The 21083-nt window shown below is 66.3% G+C and carries 21 protein-coding genes and 1 pseudogene; 14 read left to right on the forward strand and 8 right to left on the reverse strand.

What is annotated here, in order from left to right; all coding sequences use genetic code 11:
* Positions 1 to 2: 2 nt before the first annotated feature.
* Positions 3 to 1217, reverse strand: a complete 1215-nt coding sequence (locus ACPEE1_RS20895) for a TolC family protein (RefSeq protein ID WP_260718773.1) — start codon at positions 1215 to 1217, stop codon at positions 3 to 5.
* A gap of 348 nt (positions 1218 to 1565) precedes the next feature.
* Between ACPEE1_RS20895 and ACPEE1_RS20900 the strand changes: the two genes are divergently transcribed.
* The 5 genes from ACPEE1_RS20900 to ACPEE1_RS20920 all read left to right on the forward strand — a co-directional run bounded on the left by ACPEE1_RS20900 (position 1566) and on the right by ACPEE1_RS20920 (position 5340).
* A complete protein-coding gene (locus ACPEE1_RS20900; RefSeq protein WP_133248233.1) occupies positions 1566 to 2255 on the forward strand; it encodes a heavy metal response regulator transcription factor in 690 nt (229 codons plus the stop codon).
* A complete protein-coding gene (locus ACPEE1_RS20905) occupies positions 2252 to 3613 on the forward strand; it encodes a heavy metal sensor histidine kinase (protein WP_116927765.1) in 1362 nt (453 codons plus the stop codon). Before ACPEE1_RS20900 ends, ACPEE1_RS20905 begins: the two co-directional genes overlap by 4 nt.
* A 112-nt stretch (positions 3614 to 3725) precedes the next feature.
* Positions 3726 to 4220, forward strand: coding sequence for a MarR family winged helix-turn-helix transcriptional regulator (locus tag ACPEE1_RS20910; protein WP_182344832.1), 495 nt, complete (start codon positions 3726 to 3728; stop codon positions 4218 to 4220).
* Positions 4217 to 4987 carry a DNA alkylation repair protein gene (locus ACPEE1_RS20915; RefSeq protein ID WP_116927763.1) on the forward strand — a complete coding sequence of 257 codons (771 nt, stop codon included), beginning with the start codon at positions 4217 to 4219 and terminating at the stop codon, positions 4985 to 4987. The genes ACPEE1_RS20910 and ACPEE1_RS20915 overlap by 4 nt, the downstream gene beginning before the upstream one ends.
* Positions 4988 to 5001: 14 nt before the next feature.
* The gene (locus tag ACPEE1_RS20920; RefSeq protein ID WP_423934753.1) at positions 5002 to 5340 is read left to right on the forward strand and encodes a DUF6616 family protein; all 339 of its coding nucleotides are present in this window, start codon (positions 5002 to 5004) and stop codon (positions 5338 to 5340) included.
* 15 nt (positions 5341 to 5355) lie between these two features.
* Here ACPEE1_RS20920 and ACPEE1_RS20925 read toward each other — a convergent pair whose 3' ends face one another.
* The 4 genes from ACPEE1_RS20925 to dbpA all read right to left on the reverse strand — a co-directional run bounded on the left by ACPEE1_RS20925 (position 5356) and on the right by dbpA (position 8931).
* On the reverse strand, positions 5356 to 5937 hold the full coding sequence (locus ACPEE1_RS20925) for a sugar O-acetyltransferase (RefSeq protein ID WP_116927761.1): 582 nt from the start codon (positions 5935 to 5937) through the stop codon (positions 5356 to 5358).
* An 87-nt stretch (positions 5938 to 6024) separates the two neighbouring features.
* The gene (gene dtd / locus ACPEE1_RS20930; RefSeq protein WP_423934754.1) at positions 6025 to 6486 is read right to left on the reverse strand and encodes a D-aminoacyl-tRNA deacylase; all 462 of its coding nucleotides are present in this window, start codon (positions 6484 to 6486) and stop codon (positions 6025 to 6027) included.
* 59 nt (positions 6487 to 6545) lie between these two features.
* Entirely contained in the window at positions 6546 to 7499 is a 954-nt protein-coding gene (locus ACPEE1_RS20935; protein WP_423934756.1) for a cation diffusion facilitator family transporter, read from the reverse strand.
* Positions 7500 to 7521: 22 nt separating this feature from the next.
* Positions 7522 to 8931, reverse strand: a complete 1410-nt coding sequence (gene dbpA / locus ACPEE1_RS20940; protein ID WP_182344828.1) for an ATP-dependent RNA helicase DbpA — start codon at positions 8929 to 8931, stop codon at positions 7522 to 7524.
* Positions 8932 to 9086: 155 nt separating this feature from the next.
* Here dbpA and ACPEE1_RS20945 point away from each other — a divergent pair, with 155 nt between their 5' ends.
* Together ACPEE1_RS20945 and ACPEE1_RS20950 are read left to right on the forward strand one after the other, a co-directional pair.
* On the forward strand, positions 9087 to 10571 hold the full coding sequence (locus ACPEE1_RS20945; protein WP_116927757.1) for an AMP nucleosidase: 1485 nt from the start codon (positions 9087 to 9089) through the stop codon (positions 10569 to 10571).
* 188 nt (positions 10572 to 10759) lie between these two features.
* Positions 10760 to 12466 (forward strand): tannase/feruloyl esterase family alpha/beta hydrolase, encoded by a 1707-nt coding sequence (locus ACPEE1_RS20950; protein WP_423934758.1) that lies wholly within the window; start codon positions 10760 to 10762, stop codon positions 12464 to 12466.
* A gap of 116 nt (positions 12467 to 12582) precedes the next feature.
* Here ACPEE1_RS20950 and purT read toward each other — a convergent pair whose 3' ends face one another.
* Positions 12583 to 13812, reverse strand: a complete 1230-nt coding sequence (gene purT, locus ACPEE1_RS20955; protein WP_116927755.1) for a formate-dependent phosphoribosylglycinamide formyltransferase — start codon at positions 13810 to 13812, stop codon at positions 12583 to 12585.
* A gap of 153 nt (positions 13813 to 13965) precedes the next feature.
* Here purT and ACPEE1_RS20960 point away from each other — a divergent pair.
* From ACPEE1_RS20960 to ACPEE1_RS20985, 6 genes and pseudogenes are all read left to right on the forward strand, one after another.
* A pseudogene (locus ACPEE1_RS20960) lies at positions 13966 to 14853 on the forward strand (3-hydroxybutyryl-CoA dehydrogenase); the annotation flags it as partial.
* Positions 14854 to 14888: 35 nt separating this feature from the next.
* Positions 14889 to 15263, forward strand: a complete 375-nt coding sequence (locus ACPEE1_RS20965; protein WP_116927753.1) for a hypothetical protein — start codon at positions 14889 to 14891, stop codon at positions 15261 to 15263.
* 33 nt (positions 15264 to 15296) lie between these two features.
* The gene (locus ACPEE1_RS20970) at positions 15297 to 16100 is read left to right on the forward strand and encodes an HpcH/HpaI aldolase family protein (protein WP_423934760.1); all 804 of its coding nucleotides are present in this window, start codon (positions 15297 to 15299) and stop codon (positions 16098 to 16100) included.
* Positions 16101 to 16259: 159 nt separating this feature from the next.
* A complete protein-coding gene (locus ACPEE1_RS20975; RefSeq protein ID WP_423934762.1) occupies positions 16260 to 16730 on the forward strand; it encodes a MarR family winged helix-turn-helix transcriptional regulator in 471 nt (156 codons plus the stop codon).
* A 42-nt stretch (positions 16731 to 16772) separates the two neighbouring features.
* Positions 16773 to 17192: an organic hydroperoxide resistance protein gene (locus ACPEE1_RS20980; protein WP_027010425.1), complete on the forward strand. Its 420-nt coding sequence runs from the start codon at positions 16773 to 16775 to the stop codon at positions 17190 to 17192.
* Positions 17193 to 17310: 118 nt separating this feature from the next.
* Positions 17311 to 18363 carry a serine/threonine protein kinase gene (locus tag ACPEE1_RS20985; protein WP_423934764.1) on the forward strand — a complete coding sequence of 351 codons (1053 nt, stop codon included), beginning with the start codon at positions 17311 to 17313 and terminating at the stop codon, positions 18361 to 18363.
* Between the two features lie 8 nt (positions 18364 to 18371).
* On the opposite strand, the gene ACPEE1_RS20990 is transcribed toward ACPEE1_RS20985, so the two are convergent.
* Positions 18372 to 18869, reverse strand: a complete 498-nt coding sequence (locus ACPEE1_RS20990) for a hypothetical protein (protein WP_423936482.1) — start codon at positions 18867 to 18869, stop codon at positions 18372 to 18374.
* A 214-nt stretch (positions 18870 to 19083) separates the two neighbouring features.
* Between ACPEE1_RS20990 and ACPEE1_RS20995 the strand changes: the two genes are divergently transcribed.
* A complete protein-coding gene (locus ACPEE1_RS20995; RefSeq protein WP_423934765.1) occupies positions 19084 to 20295 on the forward strand; it encodes an MFS transporter in 1212 nt (403 codons plus the stop codon).
* Between the two features lie 2 nt (positions 20296 to 20297).
* On the opposite strand, the gene ACPEE1_RS21000 is transcribed toward ACPEE1_RS20995, so the two are convergent.
* A complete protein-coding gene (locus tag ACPEE1_RS21000) occupies positions 20298 to 21026 on the reverse strand; it encodes an exosortase H-associated membrane protein (RefSeq protein ID WP_021024941.1) in 729 nt (242 codons plus the stop codon).
* Positions 21027 to 21083 lie beyond the last annotated feature (57 nt).

A 21083-nucleotide genomic window follows, 5' to 3' on the forward strand; every position in this document is an offset into this window, starting at 1 on the left:
GATCAGGTTCCTGTAGCGGCCGCCAGCGCTGGCGTGCCAAAGATGCGTTCAATCTCCGCACGGGCGCGGTGCGAGGCCATCAGCTGGTCCAGCAGTTGGCGCTGGCTGTCAAACAGGCTGCGCTGGGCGTCGAGCACATCCAGAAAGCTGAACTTGCCCAGCGAGAAGCCGCGCACGGCCAGGTCATAGGCCGATTGCGCCGTGGGGATCACTTGGCTTTGCAGCAGCGCCACCTGCTGGTTGCTGCTGAGCCACTGCTGGCGGGCGGCAAACACCTGGGCCTGCAGTTGCAGCCGTTGGTCCTGCAGCTGCTGCTCGGCCTGGTCCACCTTGCGCAGTGCCTGCAGCTGGTTGCCGGCATTGCTGTCAAACAGAGGCAGGGGAATGCTCACCCCGACAAACACCTGGTTGCGCCCTACATCCCGGGCGCGCTTGACGCCCAGGCTCAACGTCGGGTCCTGCACGCGCTTGGCGCGCTCCACCGCAGAGACGGCGTGGCTTTGCTCCAGCGCGCGCCGTGCCAGCAGCATCGCAGGCGCATCGTCCAGGCGCTGGTCCAGCTGCTCGGCCGTGGGGGCCTGCACGGTGGCCGAGAAATCACCACTGGCCAGCCCCAGCTCTGCACCGCGCCCGCCCCAGAGCGAGGCCAGGTTCTGCTGCGCCACGCCGGTCAATGAGCGGGCCTGCGCCAGCTCCAGGGCCGCATTGGCCTGCGCCACTTGCGCACGGCTGGCCTCCAGCGGCGGCACCTTGCCTGCCTGCACGCGCTTGTTGGCGGCATCCAGCGCCTGCGTGGCCAGCGCATGGGTCTTGGTCGCAAAGTCCACCCGCTGCTGCGCCAGCAGCAACTCGTTGAAGTTGACCAGCACCTGGTAGCGCAATGCCGCCTGGGTGGCCACGACGCTCGCCTGCGCTGCCGCCTTCTCGCTGTCGGCCAGCTGCATGCGCGCCTCGCGCTTGCCGCCCAGCTCAATCAGCTGGCTGATCTGCACGGTGTTGGTACGCGTCTCGGGGCGGGTGTCTTCGACGTTGAGAGAGACCTCGGGATTGGGGCGTGCCTGGCTTTGCATGACCAGGCCGTCGGCCGCAGCCGCGCCGAAGCGGGCGGCCTGCAAACCGGGGTTGGCCGCCAGGGCCTTGTCCCAAGCGGCGGCCAGCGTGATAGAGGGAGTCACCCCTGCAGGCAGGGTGGCGGTCGCCGTAGCAGGGTCTTGCACAGGTATCGGCTCTGCATGAGCCAGCGGCCCCAAGGCGCTGGCCAAGGCAGCCCCCAGCAACCATGCGGGCCAGGCAGGCCCTAGCGGCCGTGGAGGATGGGTGCCTGCCCGCATGGGGCTCGGCAACGGGGTGGTCATAGCTACTTCTCCTGTGGTGGCAGATAGCGCCCAGGACGGCCTTGGCAGTGCCGGGCCAAACAGGGGCGGCAGCACCGCAGCGGCCCCCATGCAGGCGGTATCCATATGCGATGCAACGGACTGTAGAAAGCAGCAACGAACACAATGCCGTCGGGAAAATGACAAATTTGTAATCGCCGCCAGCCGGCACCATCAGGGACAATGGCGGCCATGAGACTGCTGCTGATTGAAGACGAAGCCAAGCTCGGCGAGTACCTGCGCAAAGGTCTGGCCGAGGAGAGCTACACGGTCGATGTCGCCACCAACGGCATCGATGGCCTGCACCTGGCCATGGAGCTGGACTACGACCTGATCGTGCTCGATGGCATGCTCCCGGGCATCGATGGCTTTGCGGTGCTGGCCGCGCTGCGCCAGGCCAAGTCCACCCCGGTGCTGATGCTGACCGCCCGCAGCGATGTGCAGGACCGGGTGCGCGGCCTGCAAAGCGGCGCCGATGACTACCTGATCAAGCCCTTTGCGTTTTCCGAGCTGGTGGCCCGCATCCAGGTGCTGCTGCGCCGCGCGCAGGCCCACCCGGCGTCGCCCGAGCCCACAGTGCTGCGCCAGGCTGATCTGGAGCTTGACCTGATCCGGCGCAAGGCGGTGCGCGCTGGCGTGCGGCTCGATCTGACGGCCAAGGAGTTCAACCTGCTCGCCTTGCTGCTGCGCCGCCAGGGTGAGGTGCTCTCGCGCACCGAGCTGGCCTCGCAGGTCTGGGACATGAACTTTGACAGCGAGACCAATGTGGTCGAAGTGGCCGTGCGGCGCCTGCGCATGAAGGTGGACCAGCCTTTTGCCGCGCCCTTGATCCACACCGTGCGCGGCATGGGCTATGTGCTGGAGAGCCGGGCCCAGCCATGAACCCGACTACCGCCGTACCGCATCTGGGGCGCCGGCTCTCACGCTGGATGGCGCTGCTGTCGATGCTGGGCCTGGGCGCCGTCAGCCTGGTGGTGTTTCTGGTGTTCGACAACACCTTGTCGGCCCGCCAAAAGGAGATGCTCGACCAAAAGCAGCAGTCGCTGATGCATGTGCTGCGCGATGACAGCACGGCCCACCGCGACAAGGCGCTGGACCACCTGCTGACCGATTTTCTGGCCGGCCACGGCGACTACGCGATCCGCGTGGTGGACGACCAGGGCCATGTGCTGTTCGACAGCATCCCGCCCGACTGGAGCGGCCACCACACCCTGCAGCGCAGTTTTGCCGTTGGCATCACCGCGCCCCAGTACCACCAGGCGCGCGCAGCCACCGCCACCTTGGTGATGGACCTGCGCCCCGACGAGGCCTTGCTGCGCGGCCTGGGCTGGACCTTGTTTGCAGCCATGGTGGCCGGCTCCTTGCTGCTGGCGCTGTTTGGCGGCCTGCTGGTGCAGCGCAGCCTGCAGCCCATCGCCTCACTGGTCTCGCAGATCAGCCTGCTGTCGGCCCGCGACTTTGAGCGCCGGCTCGACGGCAGCGGCCTGCCCCAGGAACTGCAGCCCATCGTCACGCAGTTCAATGCCCTGCTCGACCGCCTGGCCGATGCCTACCGCCAGCTCGAAGCCTTCAACGCCGACGTGGCGCACGAGCTCAACACGCCGCTGGCCACCCTGATCTCCAGCACCGAAGTGGTCTTGCGCAAGCCCCGCTCGGTGGATGAGCTGCGCGATGTGCTGGAGTCCAACCTGGAGGACCTGCGCCGCATCGCCGCGATGGTGGGCGACATGCTGTTCCTCTCGCGTGCCGACCAGGGCGTGGGCGCGCGCGAGACCGGGGTCGTCAGCCTGGCCGCCGTTGCCCAGGATGTGGTCGAGTTCTATGAAGCGGTCGCGCTCGATGCCGACCTGCGCCTGGAAGTGCTGGGTGACGCGCAGGCCCAGGTCGATGCGCCGCTGATGCGGCGCGCGCTGTCCAACCTGCTGAGCAATGCCACCCGCTATGCGCTGGCGGGCTCTGCGATCCGCATCGACATACGCTCGCGCTGGCAGCACGAGCATGCCCATGCGGTCATCTCCGTGACCAACACCGGGCCCGACATTGCGCCCGAACACCTGCGCCACCTGTTTGACCGCTTCTACCGCGCCGATGCCTCGCGCCACAACGCCGAGCGCCACCATGGCCTGGGCCTGGCCATTGTCAAAGCCATCGCCAAGATGCATGGCGGCTCGGTGTTTGCCCAGTCGCAGGGCGGCGAGACGACGTTTGGGCTGATTCTGCCGGTGGCGCCCGTCCTGTGACGGAGCGCTGCTTCTAGCCACGCAGTGCGTTCGCCAACCGCCATCCCCATGGCATGCCACCAGGCAGCATGCTTTGTGCATATAATTAGCCACCTCACTATAAGCCGCCATCATGCAACTCGCCCAAAAATACAACGCCCTGCTGGACGAAGCCCAGCGGCGCGGCATGCCCGATGTGGCAGGGATTCGCCTTTGCTTCCAGACGCTCACGCTGGCAGCAGATATTGACCGCGACTGCGCCCGCTTGCTGGCCCCGAATGGCCTGTCGGAAGGGCGCTTTGTGCTGCTGTTCCTGCTGGACGCCGCGGCCGATGGCCTGGCGCCCAATACCTTGGCCGAGCGTGCGGGCGTGACCCGGGCCACCGTCACCGGTCTGCTCGATGGCCTGGAGCGCGAAGGCCTGGTCGCCCGCCATGCCGAGGCCAGCGACCGCCGCGCGCTGCGCATACGGCTCACCGGCAAAGGCCGGCAGCTGGCCCAACAGGTGTTTGCCCAGCACAGCCACTGGATCGCCGGGTTGTACGGCGGGCTGTCGGCCAGCGAGCGCCAGCAGCTGGCCCAACTGCTGGATAAGGTGGCCCGCAACCTGGGCGAAGCAGCGCTATGAACAGCCCACGCAAAGGCGCCAGCCGCGCGGCCGATATCCCTGCCGATGTGCTGCAAGCGCTGTCCAGAGGCGAGATCGCCACCGCCACGCTGGCTGAATGCACGGCGCTGGACCAGGCGCAGCTGCTGCGCACCGTCTTTCCCGGTCTCTCTGCCCAGACCTTGCAGCAAGCCGATGCCGCTTGCACGCTGGGTATTCTGGGGCGCATGGGCCGCATCGGCGAGCTGCTGCTGAATGCCCTGGGCGCCGAGGGCATCGCGCAGTGCCGCAACCACCCGGCAGACACCGTGCGCGGCTGGGCCTGCTTTATGGTTGGCGCCCAGCCCGGGCTGGCACTGCCGGTGCGTCTTTCCGCGATCCGCAGCCTGGCCGACGATGGGCATTTTGGCGTGCGCGAATGGGCCTGGATGGCCTTGCGCCCGCATCTGGCCAGCGCTCTGCACGAGGCCATCGCACAGCTGCTGCCCTGGACGGCATCGCCGTCCGACAAGCTGCGCCGCTTTGCCTGCGAGGCACTGCGCCCACGTGGCGTCTGGTGTGCGCACATCGCCGCGCTCAAAAAGACGCCCGCGCAGGCCCTGCCGCTGCTGCAAGCGCTGCGTGCTGACCCCTCCATCTATGTGCAGGATTCCGTCGCCAACTGGCTCAACGACGCCGCCAAGGACCAGCCCGACTGGGTGCGCGAGATCTGCAGCCAGTGGCTGGGCGATACACCATCGCCCAACACCGCACGTATCTGTCAACGCGCGCTGCGCAGTATTCGCTGAAAGAAGCCCCAGCCATGTTTTGCTACCTTGTCGAGCTCTATACCCCGAATGCCGCCTGGCAGGCGCTGCCCGCCGCGCAGCGCCTGTCGTTTCTGTCCGCCATCGGCCAGGGCCTGGGCCAGCTCTCCAGCCAGGGCATCGAGCTGCTCTCTCTGGCAGAGACCGATACCGCCATTGCACAAGCCAGCCAGCACCAGTTTCTAGGCATTTGGCGCTTTCCCAACCCGCAGGCACGCGATGCCTTGCTGGCCGCGATAGAGGCCAGCGGCTGGTACCAGTACTTTGCGCATATGAATGCAGCCAGCGGCGCGGGGACGGTGGACACCCACCTGGCAGCGCTGGCGGCGGTCTGAGCGCGACGCGACACCTCAGGCGTAGGCCTGCGCATCCTTGTCGGTGATGGCCCGCAGCACACGCGCCGGGTTGCCGGCACTCACCACGCCTTCGGGCACATCCTTGGTGACGATGGCACCGGCCGCAATCACGCTGCCGGCACCGATGTTGACGCCAGGCAGCACCTGCACGCCCGCCCCGATCCAGACGTTGTCGCCAATGGTGATGGGCAGGGCGAATTCCAGCCCCTGGTTGCGCCGCGCGGCATCGAGCGGGTGGCCGGAGGTGTAGAGGCCGACATTGGGCGCGATAAAGACGTTGTTGCCGATGCGGACCTTGGCGGCATCGAGGATGACCAGGTTCACATTGGTGTAGAAGTGGTCGCCAATCTCGATGTTGAAGCCGTAGTCACACAGGAAGGGGCCATCGAACACCGGGTTGCGGCCCAGCTTGCCCAGCAGGCCGCGCAGAATCACTTCGCGCTCGGCACGCAGGTGCGCGCCGATCTGCTGGAAGGCAAACAGCTTTTCCTTGGCGGCATCGCGCAGCTGCAGCACGCTGGGGTCATGGTTGGCGTCGTACAGCAGGCCGGCAGCGGCTTTTTCCATCTCGGTCATCGGTGTCTCTCGTCCTCTCGGTGGCAAAAGGACTGAGTCTAGCTGCTGCTTGTCGAGCTCCAGATGACGTGGCTGGGTGGATAGGCTTCAGGCCCCCGTCGCAGCAACGGGCGCAATGCGCAGCGGAATCGTCACCGGCCCGTCATTCATCAGGTAGACCTTCATGTCGGCGCCAAAACGGCCAGTCGCCACCTCGGGGTGCAGCGCGCGCGCCTGCGCCACGACATAGTCGTACAGGCGCTCGCCATCGGCCGGGGGCGCGGCCTGGGTAAAGCTGGGGCGGTTGCCACCGCTGGTGTCTGCGGCCAGGGTGAACTGGCTCACGATCAGCAGGCCGCCGGCCACATCGACGACGCTCTTGTTCATCTTGCCGGCCTCGTCCTGGAAGATGCGCAGCTTGAGCATCTTGGCCAGCCACTTGTCGGCTTCTGCCTGGCTGTCGCCGCGCTCGGCGCAGACGAGGGCCAGCAGGCCATGGCCAATCTGGCCAATCACTTGGCCATCCACTTCAACTCGTGCTTCGCGCACCCGTTGCAATACGCTGATCATCGGAGATTCTTGCTTCCGGAAAGGCGGCAGGCCAGGGCGCTGCAGCCGGGGTTCATGGTTCAGGGGCTGGGTGCATCGCCGTGCAGCTGCACGGCCTCGGTCTGGGTTTGTACGCCCAGCGGCAGTACTTCCATGCTGATGCGCGCCTGCGGCAGCTCCTGCAGCAAAGCGGCCTCCAGCTGCATGCGCAGTTGGGTGGCATGGGCCAGGGTCCAGTCGCCGGGCATGTGCAGGTGCATGTCGATAAAGTGCAGCGCGCCGGCGCGCCGGGTGCTGAGCTTGTCGCAATGCACGGCGCCGCCGGTTTGCGCCTCAAAGCTGCGCACGCAGTGCTCGATCTTGGCAAGGGTCTCGGCATCGATGGACTCGTCCATCAGGCCCTGCGAAGAGCGCCAGACCAGCTGGCCACCTTCTTTGAAGATATGCAGCGCCACCGCAATGCCCAGCACCGCATCGAGCCAATGCCAGCCGGTCAGCATCGCCAGCAGCAAGCCGCCGACCACGCCGACCGAGGTCCAGACATCGGTCATCAGGTGGCGGCCATCGCCTTCCAGCGCCATCGAATGGTGCGCGCGTGCCGCCCGCAGCATGACAAACGCCAGCCCGCCGTTGAGCGCCGTGCTGAGCATGGACAGCGCAATGCCCCAGCCCAGCTGCTCGAGCGGCTGGGGGTGTAGGAGGCGGTCCACCGAGGCCCAGACAATGGCCATGGCCGCGCCAAAGATCAGCAGGCCCTCAAAGCCGGCAGAGAAGTACTCCGCCTTGGTGTGGCCATAGGGGTGGCCCTCGTCAGCCGGGCGCTTGGCAATGGTGACCATGCCCAGCGCAAACAGCGCGCCCACCAGGTTGACCAGCGATTCCAGCGCATCGGACAGCAGGCCCACCGAGCCGCTGACGGCCCAGGCACTGGTCTTGAGGGCAATGGTGGCAATGGCCACCACCACCGAGATGCGCAGCAGGTTCTCGGGCGTAGTCCAGCGGCTGTGCGCTGCGGCGGGTAAGGCAGGTTTCATGGCGGGCGGGGTGCGGCGGGGCTTAGAGCAGGCGCGCCTTCACGGTTTTGCCCTTGACCCGGCCGCTGTTGAGCCGGTCCACCGCCTGGTGGGCGATATCGCGGCTGACGGCCACATAGGTCGAGAAGTCGTTCACATTGATCTTGCCGATCTGCTCCTTGCTGTAGCCAAAGTCGCGCGTCATTGCGCCCAGCACATCGCCAGCGCGGATCTTTTCCTTGCGCCCGCCAATGATCTGGATGGTGCGCATCGCCGGCACCATCGGCTGGTCGGATGCCGGGGTCAACTCGCTCAGCGGATGCCATTGCGACTCGCGCCCTTGCAGCAGCTCGATCTTGCCGACCGAGCCCATCTCGTCCATGCTGGCCAGGCTCAGCGCCAGGCCTTCGGCATCGCCCCGGCCGGTGCGGCCAATGCGGTGGATATGCACTTCAGCGTCGGGCGTGGTGTCCACGTTGATGACGGCGGCCAGGTTGGCGATATCGAGGCCGCGCGCGGCCACATCGGTGGCCACCAGCACGCTGCAGCTGCGGTTGGCAAACTGCACCAGCACCTCGTCGCGCTCGCGCTGTTCCAGCTCGCCAAACAGCGCCAGCGCGCTCACGCCCTGGGCCTGCAGCACCTCGACCAGGTCGCGGCATTGCTGCTTGGTGTTGCAAAAGGCGATGGACGACTCGGGCCGGAAATGCGCCAGCAGCTGCGACACGGCATGCAGGCGCTCGGACTCCTTGACCTCGTACCAGCGCTGCGCGATCTTGTGCGCGCTGTGCTGCGAGGCAACCTTGACGGTCTGCGGATCGCGCATGAAGCGCTCGGCCAGCTGGGCAATGCCCTCGGGGTAGGTGGCCGAGAACAGCAGGGTCTGGCGCTCGGCCGGGCACTGGCTGGCGACGGTGACGATGTCGCCATAAAAGCCCATGTCCAGCATGCGGTCGGCCTCGTCCAGCACCAGGGTGTTGAGGGCGGCCAGGTCGATCACCCCGCGCTCCATCAGGTCCATCACCCGGCCCGGGGTGCCAACGATGATGTGGGCACCGTTTTCCAGGCTGGCGATCTGGTTGCGCGAGGGCACACCGCCATAGACGGTGACGACCTTGATGTTCTCCTCGGCGCGCGCGAGGCGGCGGATTTCGGTGGCGACCTGGTCGGCCAGCTCACGGGTGGGGCACAGCACCAGCGATTGCACGGCAAACCAGCGCGGGTTCAGGCGGGCGAGCAGGGCCAGGCCAAAGGCGGCGGTCTTGCCGCTGCCGGTGCTGGCCTGGGCAATGACATCCTTGCCTTGCAGCGCAAAGGGCAGGCTGGCCGCCTGGATCGCCGTCATCTGCGTGTAGCCCAGCTGCTGCAGATTGGCCTGCATGGTCTGGCCCAGAGGCAGTTGGCTGAAAGAGCTGGCGTCCGCTGCGTTGGCGGTGGTGGTGGTTGCGTTCATGGCGCAATTATCCCGCGCCCGGCCTGGCAGCCGCTGGCGGCCCTGCGGGTACCCCTGAATCCGGCCTTGGCGCCGCCGGCCACCGGTGCTGACAGCCAGCAACACCGGGCCCTGATTTGTCATGCCAGGGCCCAAAAGCAGATGCACAATGGTGCATGACCTTTACCAAACCTGCCTTTACCGCACCGACCAGCCACCGCACGGCTTCCTCCGCGCTGGCGCAGGTCCAGGCCATCTATGCCGAGCAAATCGGCTTTCTGCGCCAGGCCATGCAACGCTTTGTCGCGGGCGAAACCCCGGCCGCCCCCTACCGCGCCTGCTATCCCTTTGTGCGCCTGCACACGCGCACCGTGGCCCGGGCCGACAGCAAGCTCGCCTATGGCTTTGTCGAGGGCCCCGGCCACTACGAGACCACGCTGACCCGCCCCGACCTGTTTGCCAACTACTATGCCGAGCAGTTCCGGCTGCTGATCGAGAACCACGGCGTGGAGCTGGAAGTGGGCACCAGCAGCCAGCCCATCCCCATCCATTTCTCGTTTGCCGACAACGACCATATCGAAGGCCAGCTGAGCGCCGAGCGCCGCATGCTGATGCGCGATGTGTTTGACCTGCCCGACCTGCATGCGATGGACGATGGCATCGCCAACGGCACCTGGGAGCCCAAGCCGGGCGAGGCGCATCCGCTGTCGCTGTTCACCGCGCCGCGCATGGACTACTCGCTCCAGCGCCTGCGCCACTACACCGGCACCCTGCCCGAGTGGTTCCAGAACTTTGTGCTGTTCACCAACTACCAGTTCTATATCGACGAGTTCATCCGCCTGGGCCGCGCCGAGATGGCCAACCCGGACAGCGAGTACATCGCCTTTATCGAGCCGGGCAATGTCGTCACCCGCCGCCAGGGCTTGGCGCCCGAAGCGGTGGACGCGCTGGGCAACCCGCCCCCGCGCCTGCCGCAGATGCCCGCCTACCACCTGGTGCGCGCTGACCAGTCGGGCACGACCATGGTCAATATCGGCGTGGGCCCGGCCAATGCCAAGACCATCACCGACCATATCGCCGTGCTGCGGCCCCATGCCTGGATGATGCTGGGCCACTGCGCCGGCCTGCGCAACAGCCAGCAGCTGGGCGACTATGTGCTGGCCCATGCCTATGTGCGCGAGGACCATGTGCTCGACGAAGAGCTGCCGCTGTGGGTGCCCATCCCCGCGCTGGCCGAGATCCAGGTCGCGCTGCAGCAGGCGGTGGCCGATGTCACCCAGGTGCCCGAGGACGACCTCAAGCGCTTCATGCGCACGGGCACCGTGGCCAGCACCGACAACCGCAACTGGGAGCTGCTGCCCGACAACACACCCCAGCGCCGCTTCAGCCAGAGCCGGGCCGTGGCGCTCGATATGGAAAGCGCCACCATTGCCGCCAATGGCTTCCGCTTTCGCGTGCCCTACGGCACCTTGCTGTGCGTGAGCGACAAACCGCTGCACGGCGAGATCAAGCTGCCCGGCATGGCCAACCACTTCTACCGCGAGCGGGTGGACCAGCATCTGCGCATCGGCATGCGGGCGGTCAACATCCTGCGCGAAGGCGGTGTGGACCGCTTGCACAGCCGCAAGCTGCGCAGCTTTGCCGAGGTGGCTTTCCAGTAAGCAGCGCGCCAAGCGGGCCCTTGCCAGCGGGGGCCCTACTCCAATGCCAGCACGACCGTGCTGGCTTTTTTACTTATGGGGAACTACCTAACTGCAAACCCTGTGGATAACTGTGGGCGTCACTTCCACAATGGTCGGCGGGCCGTAAAGAAGCCTTTGCGCCCGCACCATAACAACCAGGAGACACCGTGACCACAACCATCCTCCCACCCCTGCGGCGCTTTATCCCTCTGACGGCCGTCGCCAGCGCAGTCCTTGCGCTGTCCGCTTGCGGCAGCGGCGGCTCCCACAGCTTCAACTTTGACGAGGCCAGCCTGGCGCTGGCCAAGCAGCAGGTGGCGGCCAGCCAGATCGGCCTGCCCACCAGCGGTGCCACGGTGACCTCGACCGAAACGCCAACGGCCGCCAGCGGCGCGCAGCCGCCCGCCTCGGTACGGGCCAATATCTTGATCGCCCCGGTCGACCCCGGCGCCCCGGCCATCAAGATGGGCCTGCTGCTGCCCAAGGAGTGGAACGGCAAGGTGGTGATGGTGGGCGGTGGCGGCTACAACGGCGTGATGCCCAGCCTCTACACCTACCCGGCCGCCCCCGCCAGCCAGGGTGCCTACCCGCTGCTCAACCAGGGCTATGCGGTGTTTGGCAGCGACTCGGGCCACCAGGCAGGGGCAGCCGGCAGCCGCGATGGCAGCTTTGGCACCAATGACGAAGCGGTCGCCAACTTCTCGGGCGCTGCGCTGAAAAAGGTCAGCGACGTGGCCGATGTGCTGGTGACGCGCTTTTACGGCAAAAAGCCGGACAAGCGCTACTTCATGGGCGGCTCCACCGGCGGGCGCGAGGCGCTGGCCGTGGCGCAGAAATGGCCGTCCGACTGGGATGGCGTGGTGGCCTGGTACCCGGCCTGGAACGCCGCCAGCCTGGATCTGCAGTTTGGCCGCATCAGCCGCGCCTTTGCCCAGCCTGGCGCCTACCCGAGCCTGGGCCAGCGCAAGCTGCTGCGCCAGGCGGCGCTGGAGAAGTGCGATGCGCTCGACGGCGTGCAGGACGGCGTGGTCAGCAATGTGGCCGCCTGCAACAGCCAGTTTGACCCGGCTACCGCTACGCTCAATGGCCAGCCGCTGCGCTGCGCCGGCGGCGCGAGCCAGGAAGGCTGCCTGTCCGATGCAATGATCAGCGCGCTCAAGACCTACAACAGCGAAATCCGCTTCAGCGCGCCGCTGGGCAGCGGCGAGACGCAGTACCCCGGCTTCAACGTCTGGGGTTCGGAGCTGGGCGAGGAAGGCAGCAGCCCGCTGCAGCCCACGGTCAACCTGCTGGCGATGAACACCACCGCGCCGGCCAGCCCCGCGCCGCTCACCGCCCCGTACTGGGCCGTGTTCTGGGACCAGTGGGTGCGCTATTTTGTGACCCGCGATGCCAACTTTGATGCGCTGTCGCTGAACCCACAAAACCCCGGCGCCTGGACCGACCGCATCAACCAGCTCACCAAGTTGCAGGACATCAACAGCACCGACCTGTCGGCCTTCAACAAGCGCGGCGGCAAGCTGCTGATGGCCCATGGCACGGCCGACGTGCTCGTCAGCACCCGCGCTACCGCGCAGTACTGGCAGCGCCTGGAGCAGACCATGGGCGCCAGCGCCGTCAAGAGCTTTGCGCGCTATTACGAGGTACCCGGTTACGGCCATGCGGCCAGCACCGCCTTCAATGCCAACTGGGATTCGCTCAAAGCGTTGGACCAGTGGGTGACCGCTGGCACTGCCCCAGGCGCCCAGGTAGTCAGCGACACCGCTGGCGTGCCTGGGCGCACCCGGCCGCTGTGCGAGTACCCGACCTGGCCACGTTACAAGGGCAGTGGTGATGTAAACCTGGCCGACAGCTATAGCTGCCAAGCCAACTAAGAGCAACGTAACCAAGCCAGCAAAACAAAAGCATCTGGACGCCCTTCTCAAGGGCAGCCAGATGCTTTTTTATCGAATGAATCCAACGCGGTGCTGAGCGTTCGCTCAGCAGCCGCTTACTCCGCCACGCGGGGCTTGACCAGCGCTGCCGCCTTTTTGGCATTGTCGCGTGCAGCATCGGTACCGGCAGCGCGGGCCAGCGCCACGCCCATGCGGCGGCGGCTAAAGCTCTCGGGCTTGCCAAACAGGCGCACCTCGGTGCCGGGGATCTGCAGGGCGGCATCGACGCCGTCAAACACAATGCCCTGGGCATCCACACCGCCGTAGATCACGGCGCTGGCGCCAGCGGTCTTCAGGCTGGTGTCCACCGGCAGGCCCAGGATGGCGCGGGCATGCAGCTCGAACTCGTTTTGCCACTGGGTGATCATCGTCACCATGCCGGTGTCATGCGGGCGCGGGCTCACTTCGCTGAACCAGACCTGGTCGCCCTTGACGAACAGCTCCACGCCAAACAGGCCCAGGCCGGCGGGCTCGCCGTTCAGGCCGGTGCCCAGGTCGCTGGTGATGGCGCGGGCAATGTCCTGCGCCAAGGTCAGCGCAGCGGGCGCCATGCGCGCGGGCTGCCAGCTTTCCACATAGTCGCCCTGCACCTGCACATGGCCGATGGGCTCGCAGAAATGGGTTTCGATCTGGCCAGCGGCATTCTTGGCGCGCACGGTCAGCAAGGTGATTTCGTAGTCAAAGTCGATAAAGCCTTCGACGATGATGCGGCCGCCCTGTACCCGGCCGCCTGCCATCGCATAGTTCCAGGCCTTTTCCACATCGCCCGGGCCATCGATCTTGCTCTGGCCCTTGCCCGAGCTGCTCATCACCGGCTTGACCACGCAGGGGTAGCCAATGCCGCCATCGATGGCCGCCTGCAGCTCGGCCAGGCTGTCGCAAAACTGGTAGGGGCTGGTGGGCAGGCCCAGGGTCTCAGCCGCCAGGCGGCGGATGCCTTCGCGGTCCATCGTCAAGCGGGTAGCGCGTGCGGTGGGCACCACGCGCACGGTGCCGGCCGCTTCCAGCGCCTGCAGTGCGGGCGTGGCAATGGCCTCGATCTCGGGCACCACCAGGTCGGGCTTTTCGGCCTCGATCAGCGCCGTCAGCTGGGCCGGGTCGCTCATCGTGATGGTGCGCGCGTGGTGCGCCACCTGATGGCCCGGGGCGTTGTCATAGCGGTCCACCGCCACCGTCTCCACGCCCAGGCGCTGCAAGGCGATCAGCACCTCCTTGCCCAGCTCGCCGCTGCCCAGCAGCATGACTTTGGTTGCGTTCTTGGTGAGCGGGGTGCCGAAGGTGGTCATATCAGGTCGTGTCAACAAAGGGGCTGCGGCGCAGCGATGGGGGGCATTTTAGAACCCCCGCCTATCCCCGCGCTCTGTCGCCCAGTTTGTGCCGCACTGCAACACCACCCGCTATGATCTTGGCACCGGGCTTGCCGCAGGCACTGCAGGGCGGGCCCCTCTCCCAGCAACAGGACCCAAGGAAGACAGATGACGATCCAGACCGTAGGCGTAATTGGTGCAGGCACCATGGGCAACGGCATTGCGCAGACCTGCGCGGTGGCCGGGCTGAATGTGGTGATGGTGGACATTTCAGACGCCGCCGTGCAAAAGGGCTTGGCAACGGTGGGCAGCAGCCTGGACCGCCTGATCAAGAAGGAAAAGATCAGCGAAGCCGACAAGGCCGCCGCCCTCGCGCGCATCCAGGGCAGCACCCGCTATGAAGACCTGCAAAAGGCCCAGTTGGTGATCGAGGCAGCCACCGAGAACTACGAGCTCAAGCTCAAGATCCTGCAACAGGTCGATGCGCTGCTGGACCCCTCGGTGCTGCTGGCCTCGAACACCTCATCGATCTCGATCACCCAGCTGGCCGCAGCCACCAAGCGCGCGGACAAGTTCATCGGCATGCACTTCTTCAATCCCGTGCCGATGATGGCACTGGTCGAAGTGATCCGGGGCCTGCAAACCAGCGATGCCACGCACGATGCGGTCAAGGCACTGGCCGAGAGCCTGGGCAAGTCGCCGATCAGCGTGAAGAACTCACCTGGCTTTGTCGTCAACCGCATTCTGGTGCCGATGATCAACGAGGCCTTCTATGTGCTGGCCGAAGGCATTGCGTCAGCCCAGGACATCGATGACGGCATGAAGCTCGGCTGCAGCCACCCGATTGGCCCGCTGGCTCTGGCCGACATGATCGGCCTGGATGTCTGCCTGGCCGTGATGGAGGTCTACCTGAAAGACTTTGGCGACAGCAAATACCGCCCCTGCCCGCTGCTCAAGGAAATGGTCGCCGCTGGCCAACTGGGCCGCAAAACCGGCAAGGGCGTCTACAGCTACGCCTGATCGCGCGCGCCCGCGCTGCCCTGCGATTCCTCCCCATGCCCGCGCCACGCAGCACCCCGATCTGGAAAAAGGCCCTGCCCGTGGCCGCGCTGGTGCTGGCCCTGGTGGCCTGCCTGGCCGGCTTTCGCCTCTGGAAGCAGCAGCTCGAAGAGGCGCCGGTCGATGCGCTCTACCGCGACTACCTGGCCTATGTGGCCGCCAGGGTGCCGGCCGCCGATCTGCACCTCAAGCGCTACTACCAGCGCTATGGGCGCGACACGGTGGCCGCCAAGCACTTCAAGCCCATCTGCCGCAGCGTGACAGCCATGGCAGACCAGCAGGCGCTGGACCTGGGCGCCAGCGAGTGGCACACGCTGGCCGGGAGCTGCCGCACGCGAATGAGCAGCGACGAGATCCACCTTCTGCCCTGAGCAAACACCTCATCACATACAACAGAGACAAGCATGCCCACCCCCAACCTCTTCAAAAAAGCCATGGCCGCCGGCCAGGCGCAGATCGGCCTGTGGTCGGCCTTTCCCTCGCCCTACATCACCGAGCTGCTGGCCGGCAGCGGCTACGACTGGATCATGCTCGACACCGAGCATTCGCCCAACGATGTGCCCCAGGTGCTGCAGCAGCTCCAGGCGGTGGAGGCGGCCCTGCAGCCCCGCCCGACCAGCGCCGTGGTGCGCCCGGCCTGGAACGATCCGGTTCTCATCAAGCGCTACCTGGACATTGGCGCCCAGACCATTCTGATCCCCTTTGTGCAAAACGCCGACGAGGCCCGCGCCGCTGTGCAGGCCATGCGCTATGCGCCCCAGGGCATTCGCGGCATGGGCGGCTCGATGCGCGCCAGCAACTTTGGCCGTGACCTGCAGTACGTTGACGATGCTGACAAGGAGCTGTGCCTGCTGGTGCAGGTGGAAACCGCGCAGGCACTGGACCAGATCGAGGCCATCGCCGCCGTCGATGGCGTGGATGGCATCTTTATCGGCCCGGCCGATCTGTCGGCCAGCATGGGCTACCCTGGCCAGCCGCGCCACCCAGTGGTCAATGCCGCGATTGACAACGCCATCACCCGCATCCGCGCTGCCGGCAAGGCCCCCGGCATCCTGATGGTGGACGAGGCCCGCGCCCACGAATGCCTGGCCCTGGGCGCGCAGTTTGTCGCGGTCTCGATGGACCTGATCCTGCTGCGCAGCGCTGCCGATGCGGTGGCGGCCAAGTTCAAGGACAGCAGCGGCCAGGTGGTGCAGACCGGTTATTAAAGAGCACGGAGGCAACCCAGCGTCCATCCGACGCGCGGCTTGCCTGCCTTTAGGACGAATCCCGGGGCCATGCACCGGCCCTGCCCAAACACCCTGCTGCCTGCAGGTTTTTACTCAATTAAATTGCGCGCAATTTAATTGAGTACGATAATTCAACCCATGCCCAACGCCAACCCCGCCACTGCCCACAACGCGCTGCTGCTCGACCAGCAGCTGTGTTTTGCGCTGTACTCCAGCTCGCTGGCGATGACCAAGCTGTACAAGCCCTTGCTCGAACCATTGGGTTTGACCTACCCGCAGTACCTGGTGCTCTTGGTACTGTGGGAGGGCGATGGCTGCATGGTCTCCGAGCTGGGCGAGCGTCTGTACCTCGATTCGGGGACCTTGACGCCGCTGCTCAAGCGCATGCAGACGGCAGGCTGGCTGCAGCGCCAGCGCGACAGCGACGATGAGCGCCGTGTGCGCGTGTACCTGACGGAGGCCGGTCGCCAGCTGCGCGAGCAAGCCGCGGCCATCCCCGCCTGTGTGCTCGCGCACAGCCAATGCACGGTGCAGGAGCTGCAGGCATTGACCCACCAGATCCAACAGCTGCGCAGCCGACTGGCCGCGCCGCTTCCCGCCGCTTCTTGATGAAGCATGTTTTTTCGTTCCACCCTTGACCAGGAGTTCACCATGGCTACTCTCGAAAAAGTTCTGTACACCGCCCACGCACACACCACCGGCGGCCGCGACGGCGCATCGCGCACCAATGATGGCCGCCTGGATGTGCAGCTGTCCTCGCCCGGCACCAGCGGCCAGGGCACCAACCCCGAGCAGCTGTTTGCTGCCGGCTACTCCGCCTGCTTTATCGGCGCGATGAAGGCGGTGGCCGGCAAGCAAAAGCTCGCCCTGCCCGATGGCCTGTCGATCGACGCCGAAGTGGACCTGGGCCCCATCCCCAACGCCTACGGCATCGCTGCCCGCCTGACGGTGAACCTGCCCGGCATGGACAAGGCCGTGGCCGAAAAGCTGGTGCATGACGCCGACCTGGTCTGCCCTTACTCCAACGCCACCCGCGGCAATATCGACAAGACCCTGACCGTGGTGGTCTAAGTCGCGCAGTTCAACGATTGACGCTCTCCAGTACAGCCGGTGCATGCCTTGCATGCCCGGCTTTTTTTGCGTCCCTGTGGTCAGGATGGCCGTCACAAGAAGGGCGCACAATGGCGGTATGCACGATACCGATGACTACCCGCCCAGCAGCCCCGCGCAGGAGCATGCCTATGCCGCACTCACCCCCGATGTGGTGCTCGACGCGCTGGCGTCGGTGGGCCTGTGGGGCGATGGCCGCCTGAACCCGCTGTCTTCCTACGAAAACCGCGTCTACCAGGTCTGGCTGGAAGACGGCAGCAAGGTGGTCTGCAAGTTCTACCGCCCGGGCCGCTGGAGCGATGCAGCCATTGCCGAGGAGCACCAGTTCTCCCAGCAGCTGGCCGACGCCGAAGTGCCGGTGGTCGCGCCCCTGCAGCTGGGCGGCCACAGCCTGCTGCAGCATGGCGGTTTTCGCTTTTCCGTATCGCCCTGGCGGGGCGGGCGCCAGCCCGATCTGGACGACTGGGAGGTGCTCGAATGGGTGGGGCGTTTTCTGGCCCGCATCCACACCGTGGGTGAGGCCCGGCCCTTTGTACACCGCCCCAGCATCAATGCCCAGGACTTTGCCCGCGAGCCCCACGACTGGCTGATGGCCCAGGGCGCCATTCCGCCCGGCCAGCGCAGCGCCTGGAGCGATGCCTGCCGCCGCGCCACCGACAAGATCTGCGAGATCATCGACCCGGGCAACGGCAGCGGCCACTTTGCCGCGGGCAGCTACCGCAGCCTGCGCCTGCATGGCGACTGCCACCCGGGCAATGTGCTATGGGTGCCGCCCGAGCACCAGGGCGGCGGCCCGCATTTTGTCGACCTCGATGACACGCGCAGCGGCCCGGCCGTGCAGGACCTGTGGATGCTGCTGTCGGGCGACCGCCAGCAGCAAAGCGCGCAGCTGTCGACGCTGGTCGAAGGCTATGAACAGTTCCGCCCCTTTGACCGGCGCGAGCTGGCACTGATCGAGCCGCTGCGCACGCTGCGCCTGATCCACTACAGCGCCTGGCTGGCGCGGCGCTTTGACGACCCAATCTTTCCGATCCACTTCCCCTGGTTTGGCAGCGAGGCCTACTGGCAGGAGCAAACCCAGATGCTGCAGGCCCAGCTCATCGCGATGGATGAGCCGCCGCTGTACGTTTAAGGAACCGGTTAACAGCGGTTATTCAAGCGGCAGTCGGGAAGCAGTTGCCCATCCGCACCGCGCCACTGCAGGTTGGGATCATGCTCGCCCGTGGGTGGGTTGACCACCCCAGGCACGACCACGCCGGGCTGCACCGGCTGGGCATAGTCCGGTGCAGCGGCGGGGCCAGACGCTGGTGCTGCCGGGTCATACAACACCGTGCCGGTGCCCACCCCTACACCCACCTGGGCGCCGCCGACGGAGGTGCCGACCCCGACACCTGCATTGCCCGTCACCTGGCCGCGCTGGTTGACCCCCACGCCGACACCGACAGGGCCCAGGCCCGTGCCCACCCCGGCGCTGACCCCGCCACTGCCCACTCCCACGCCGACCGAGAACGGCCCCACCGGCACGCCCACCCCCACATAGGGCGAGCAGGCGGACAGCGCAGCCACCGACAAGGCGGCAGTGGCGACGGCGGCCGCTGCACGGCGGCGGTGGGGGAGAAAGAAAGGCATGGCGGGCATTCGGATCATGGCTATTTTTAACAGCGATTGCTACACCAGCCTCTGCCGCAAGGACATTGCATGCAGATGTCCTACGCCCAGCGATGGGCACCCCGACAGCGCGGGGACATGCCGGGCCCGACTCCCTACAATCCAGGCCAACGTCCTTCCCGGGCCAGCCGCTACCCGCCGCTGGCCTGCTGCTGCCACCGCAGCCCAGCCCCAAGTTCTGATCATGAAATACCAATGGCCGCCCTATTTCTGGGTGTGCTTCTCGATGTGTGTCGGCGTCATGGGCACGGCGCTGGCCAGCCCGCTCTACCCGCTCTACCAGGCCCAGTGGCAGCTGCCGCCAAGCGCGATCACCCAGGTGTTTGTGCACTATATGGCCGCAGCGCTCACCAGCCTGATGCTACTGGGCGCGATCACGACCCGCTATGGTTTTTTCAAGGTGCTGCGCGCGGGGGTGGTGCTGATAAGCGCAGGCGTGCTGCTGTCGGCACTGGCCTGGAACATGCAGGTGTTTGGCTTGAGCCGCATCATCATTGGCCTGGCCTCGGGGATGATCACCACCTCGGCCTCACTGGGCCTGACCCAGCTCAACACCAGCGGTGACACGCAGCGGGCCGCTGCCACCACCAGCTTGACGATTGCCTTTGGCTTTGGCCTGGGGCCCATTGTCGGTGGCCTGGTCGCGCAATGGGCGCCTTTTCCGCTGCGCAGCGCCTATCTGCCCTCGCTGCTGCTGAGCGCCTTGGCGATTTATTCGCTGTTCCAGGTGCAGCTGCCGGCCCACCTGCAGCCGGCGCCTGCCAGCAGCAGTTTTGGCCTGCGCCAGCTGATGCCGCGCCTCACCTTCCCCGAACGCACGGCGCTGCGCCGCTACGGCCTGGCGTCGATGGGCGCCTTCTGTGCCTTTGGCATGTTCAGCCTGTTTGCCTCGCTCGCGCCCAGCTTTATGCAAAGCATGCTGCCCTGGCACGGGCCGGCCATCAGCGGGCCGTCGATCGGCCTCATTCTGCTGCTGTCGGCCGCCTCGCAGTATGCCGCCAAGGGCTTTGTCACCCGCAAGGTGCTGATCACCGGCTATGCCGCACTGGCGCTGTGCAATCTGCTGCTGATCGCCAATGTGTTTGCCAGCTCGGCGGCGGTGTTTCTGCTCTGCGTGCTGAGCGCTGCGCTCGGCCATGGCCTGTGCAACCTGGGCGGTATCTCGGTGGTCAACCGGGTGGCGCGGGCTGACAACCGCGCCGGCCTGCTGGCCACCTACCTGGTCATCGGCTATGTGGGCACGATCTTGCCGATTCTGGGGATTGGCTGGCTGTCCGACCAGGTGGGCCTGTCGCGCGCGCTGCTCGTGTTTTGCGCAGTGTTTGCGCTGCTGGCCACGGCGCTGGCGCTGGCCACCTGGCGCACCCCAGTGCCGGTGCCCGCTGCCAAGCACTAGCCTTATTTGCGCGGCGGCAAGGTGATGCTGATCTCGTGCGAGATCTCGGGGCCGCTCTCGGCCGGGCGGATCACCTGCTCAGGCGGCGGTGGGGGGGGCGGCCGCAGCACAGTGGGGCGCGGCGCCAGCTTGGGCTGGATGTTTTTCTTCCAGGCCTCGACCAGCACCTCGTTGACAAACTGGCGGTCCAGCCACAGCCACAGCAAAAACGGCACCAGGGTGGGCAGCACCAGGCTGCCCAGCTGGTAGCCATAGGCGAGCAAGTCCAGCTGGGTCTGCGAGATCTTGAGCAGGCGCAGGTCGAGATTGGTGGCCAGCACCATCTGCATCAGCAAGCTGGTGGAGATGCTGAACGCCTGGAACGGCAGCAAGATCACATAGCCCAGCACCGCGCGCCAGATGCGGCCCTTGCGCCAGGCCGCCAGCAGCAGCGCCAGGAAGATCGGAAAGCCGTAGGCATAGCGGCCCGGGTCGCCATCGACCGAGATCTCGGCCCAGCGGCCACCGGTGTTGGCATTGGCCACGCCCACCGAGGTATCCACCTCGATCTTTCCGGGCGCAATATGCACCTGCTTGACCCAGCCCGCGGCCAGGTCCAGCATGCCTTCCTTGGAGATCACCGCCACCGGATAGCTCATCCAGGGCGACAGCTGCACCCACAAGGTGGTCAGCACGATGATGCCGGCAAAGGCCAGCAGCGCAAATCGCTGTATCGGGTTCAAGCGCTTCATCCCTCTTCCTCTGTATCCGCCCTCCTGGGGGCCCTGTGCTTCTTCTCGTGCCTATGG

This window comes from Comamonas sp. 23 (assembly GCF_049601575.1).
Classification (GTDB): Bacteria; Pseudomonadota; Gammaproteobacteria; order Burkholderiales; family Burkholderiaceae_C; genus Comamonas; species Comamonas squillarum.

Bases quoted from the DNA above. Each gene is read 5' to 3' on its own strand.
- ACPEE1_RS20945 (WP_116927757.1), top strand. From the start codon at position 9,087: ATGACCTTTACCAAACCTGCCTTTACCGCACCGACCAGCCACCGCACG.
- ACPEE1_RS20995 (WP_423934765.1), top strand. From the start codon at position 19,084: ATGAAATACCAATGGCCGCCCTATTTCTGGGTGTGCTTCTCGATGTGT.
- ACPEE1_RS20970 (WP_423934760.1), top strand. From the start codon at position 15,297: ATGCCCACCCCCAACCTCTTCAAAAAAGCCATGGCCGCCGGCCAGGCG.
- ACPEE1_RS20920 (WP_423934753.1), top strand. From the start codon at position 5,002: ATGTTTTGCTACCTTGTCGAGCTCTATACCCCGAATGCCGCCTGGCAG.
- ACPEE1_RS20905 (WP_116927765.1), top strand. From the start codon at position 2,252: ATGAACCCGACTACCGCCGTACCGCATCTGGGGCGCCGGCTCTCACGC.
- ACPEE1_RS20910 (WP_182344832.1), top strand. From the start codon at position 3,726: ATGCAACTCGCCCAAAAATACAACGCCCTGCTGGACGAAGCCCAGCGG.
- ACPEE1_RS20985 (WP_423934764.1), top strand. From the start codon at position 17,311: ATGCACGATACCGATGACTACCCGCCCAGCAGCCCCGCGCAGGAGCAT.
- ACPEE1_RS20990 (WP_423936482.1), bottom strand. From the start codon at position 18,869: ATGCCCGCCATGCCTTTCTTTCTCCCCCACCGCCGCCGTGCAGCGGCC.
- dtd (WP_423934754.1), bottom strand. From the start codon at position 6,486: ATGATCAGCGTATTGCAACGGGTGCGCGAAGCACGAGTTGAAGTGGAT.
- ACPEE1_RS20915 (WP_116927763.1), top strand. From the start codon at position 4,217: ATGAACAGCCCACGCAAAGGCGCCAGCCGCGCGGCCGATATCCCTGCC.
- purT (WP_116927755.1), bottom strand. From the start codon at position 13,812: ATGACCACCTTCGGCACCCCGCTCACCAAGAACGCAACCAAAGTCATG.
- ACPEE1_RS20980 (WP_027010425.1), top strand. From the start codon at position 16,773: ATGGCTACTCTCGAAAAAGTTCTGTACACCGCCCACGCACACACCACC.
- ACPEE1_RS20965 (WP_116927753.1), top strand. From the start codon at position 14,889: ATGCCCGCGCCACGCAGCACCCCGATCTGGAAAAAGGCCCTGCCCGTG.
- ACPEE1_RS20900 (WP_133248233.1), top strand. From the start codon at position 1,566: ATGAGACTGCTGCTGATTGAAGACGAAGCCAAGCTCGGCGAGTACCTG.
- dbpA (WP_182344828.1), bottom strand. From the start codon at position 8,931: ATGAACGCAACCACCACCACCGCCAACGCAGCGGACGCCAGCTCTTTC.
- ACPEE1_RS21000 (WP_021024941.1), bottom strand. From the start codon at position 21,026: ATGAAGCGCTTGAACCCGATACAGCGATTTGCGCTGCTGGCCTTTGCC.
- ACPEE1_RS20935 (WP_423934756.1), bottom strand. From the start codon at position 7,499: ATGAAACCTGCCTTACCCGCCGCAGCGCACAGCCGCTGGACTACGCCC.
- ACPEE1_RS20975 (WP_423934762.1), top strand. From the start codon at position 16,260: ATGCCCAACGCCAACCCCGCCACTGCCCACAACGCGCTGCTGCTCGAC.
- ACPEE1_RS20925 (WP_116927761.1), bottom strand. From the start codon at position 5,937: ATGACCGAGATGGAAAAAGCCGCTGCCGGCCTGCTGTACGACGCCAAC.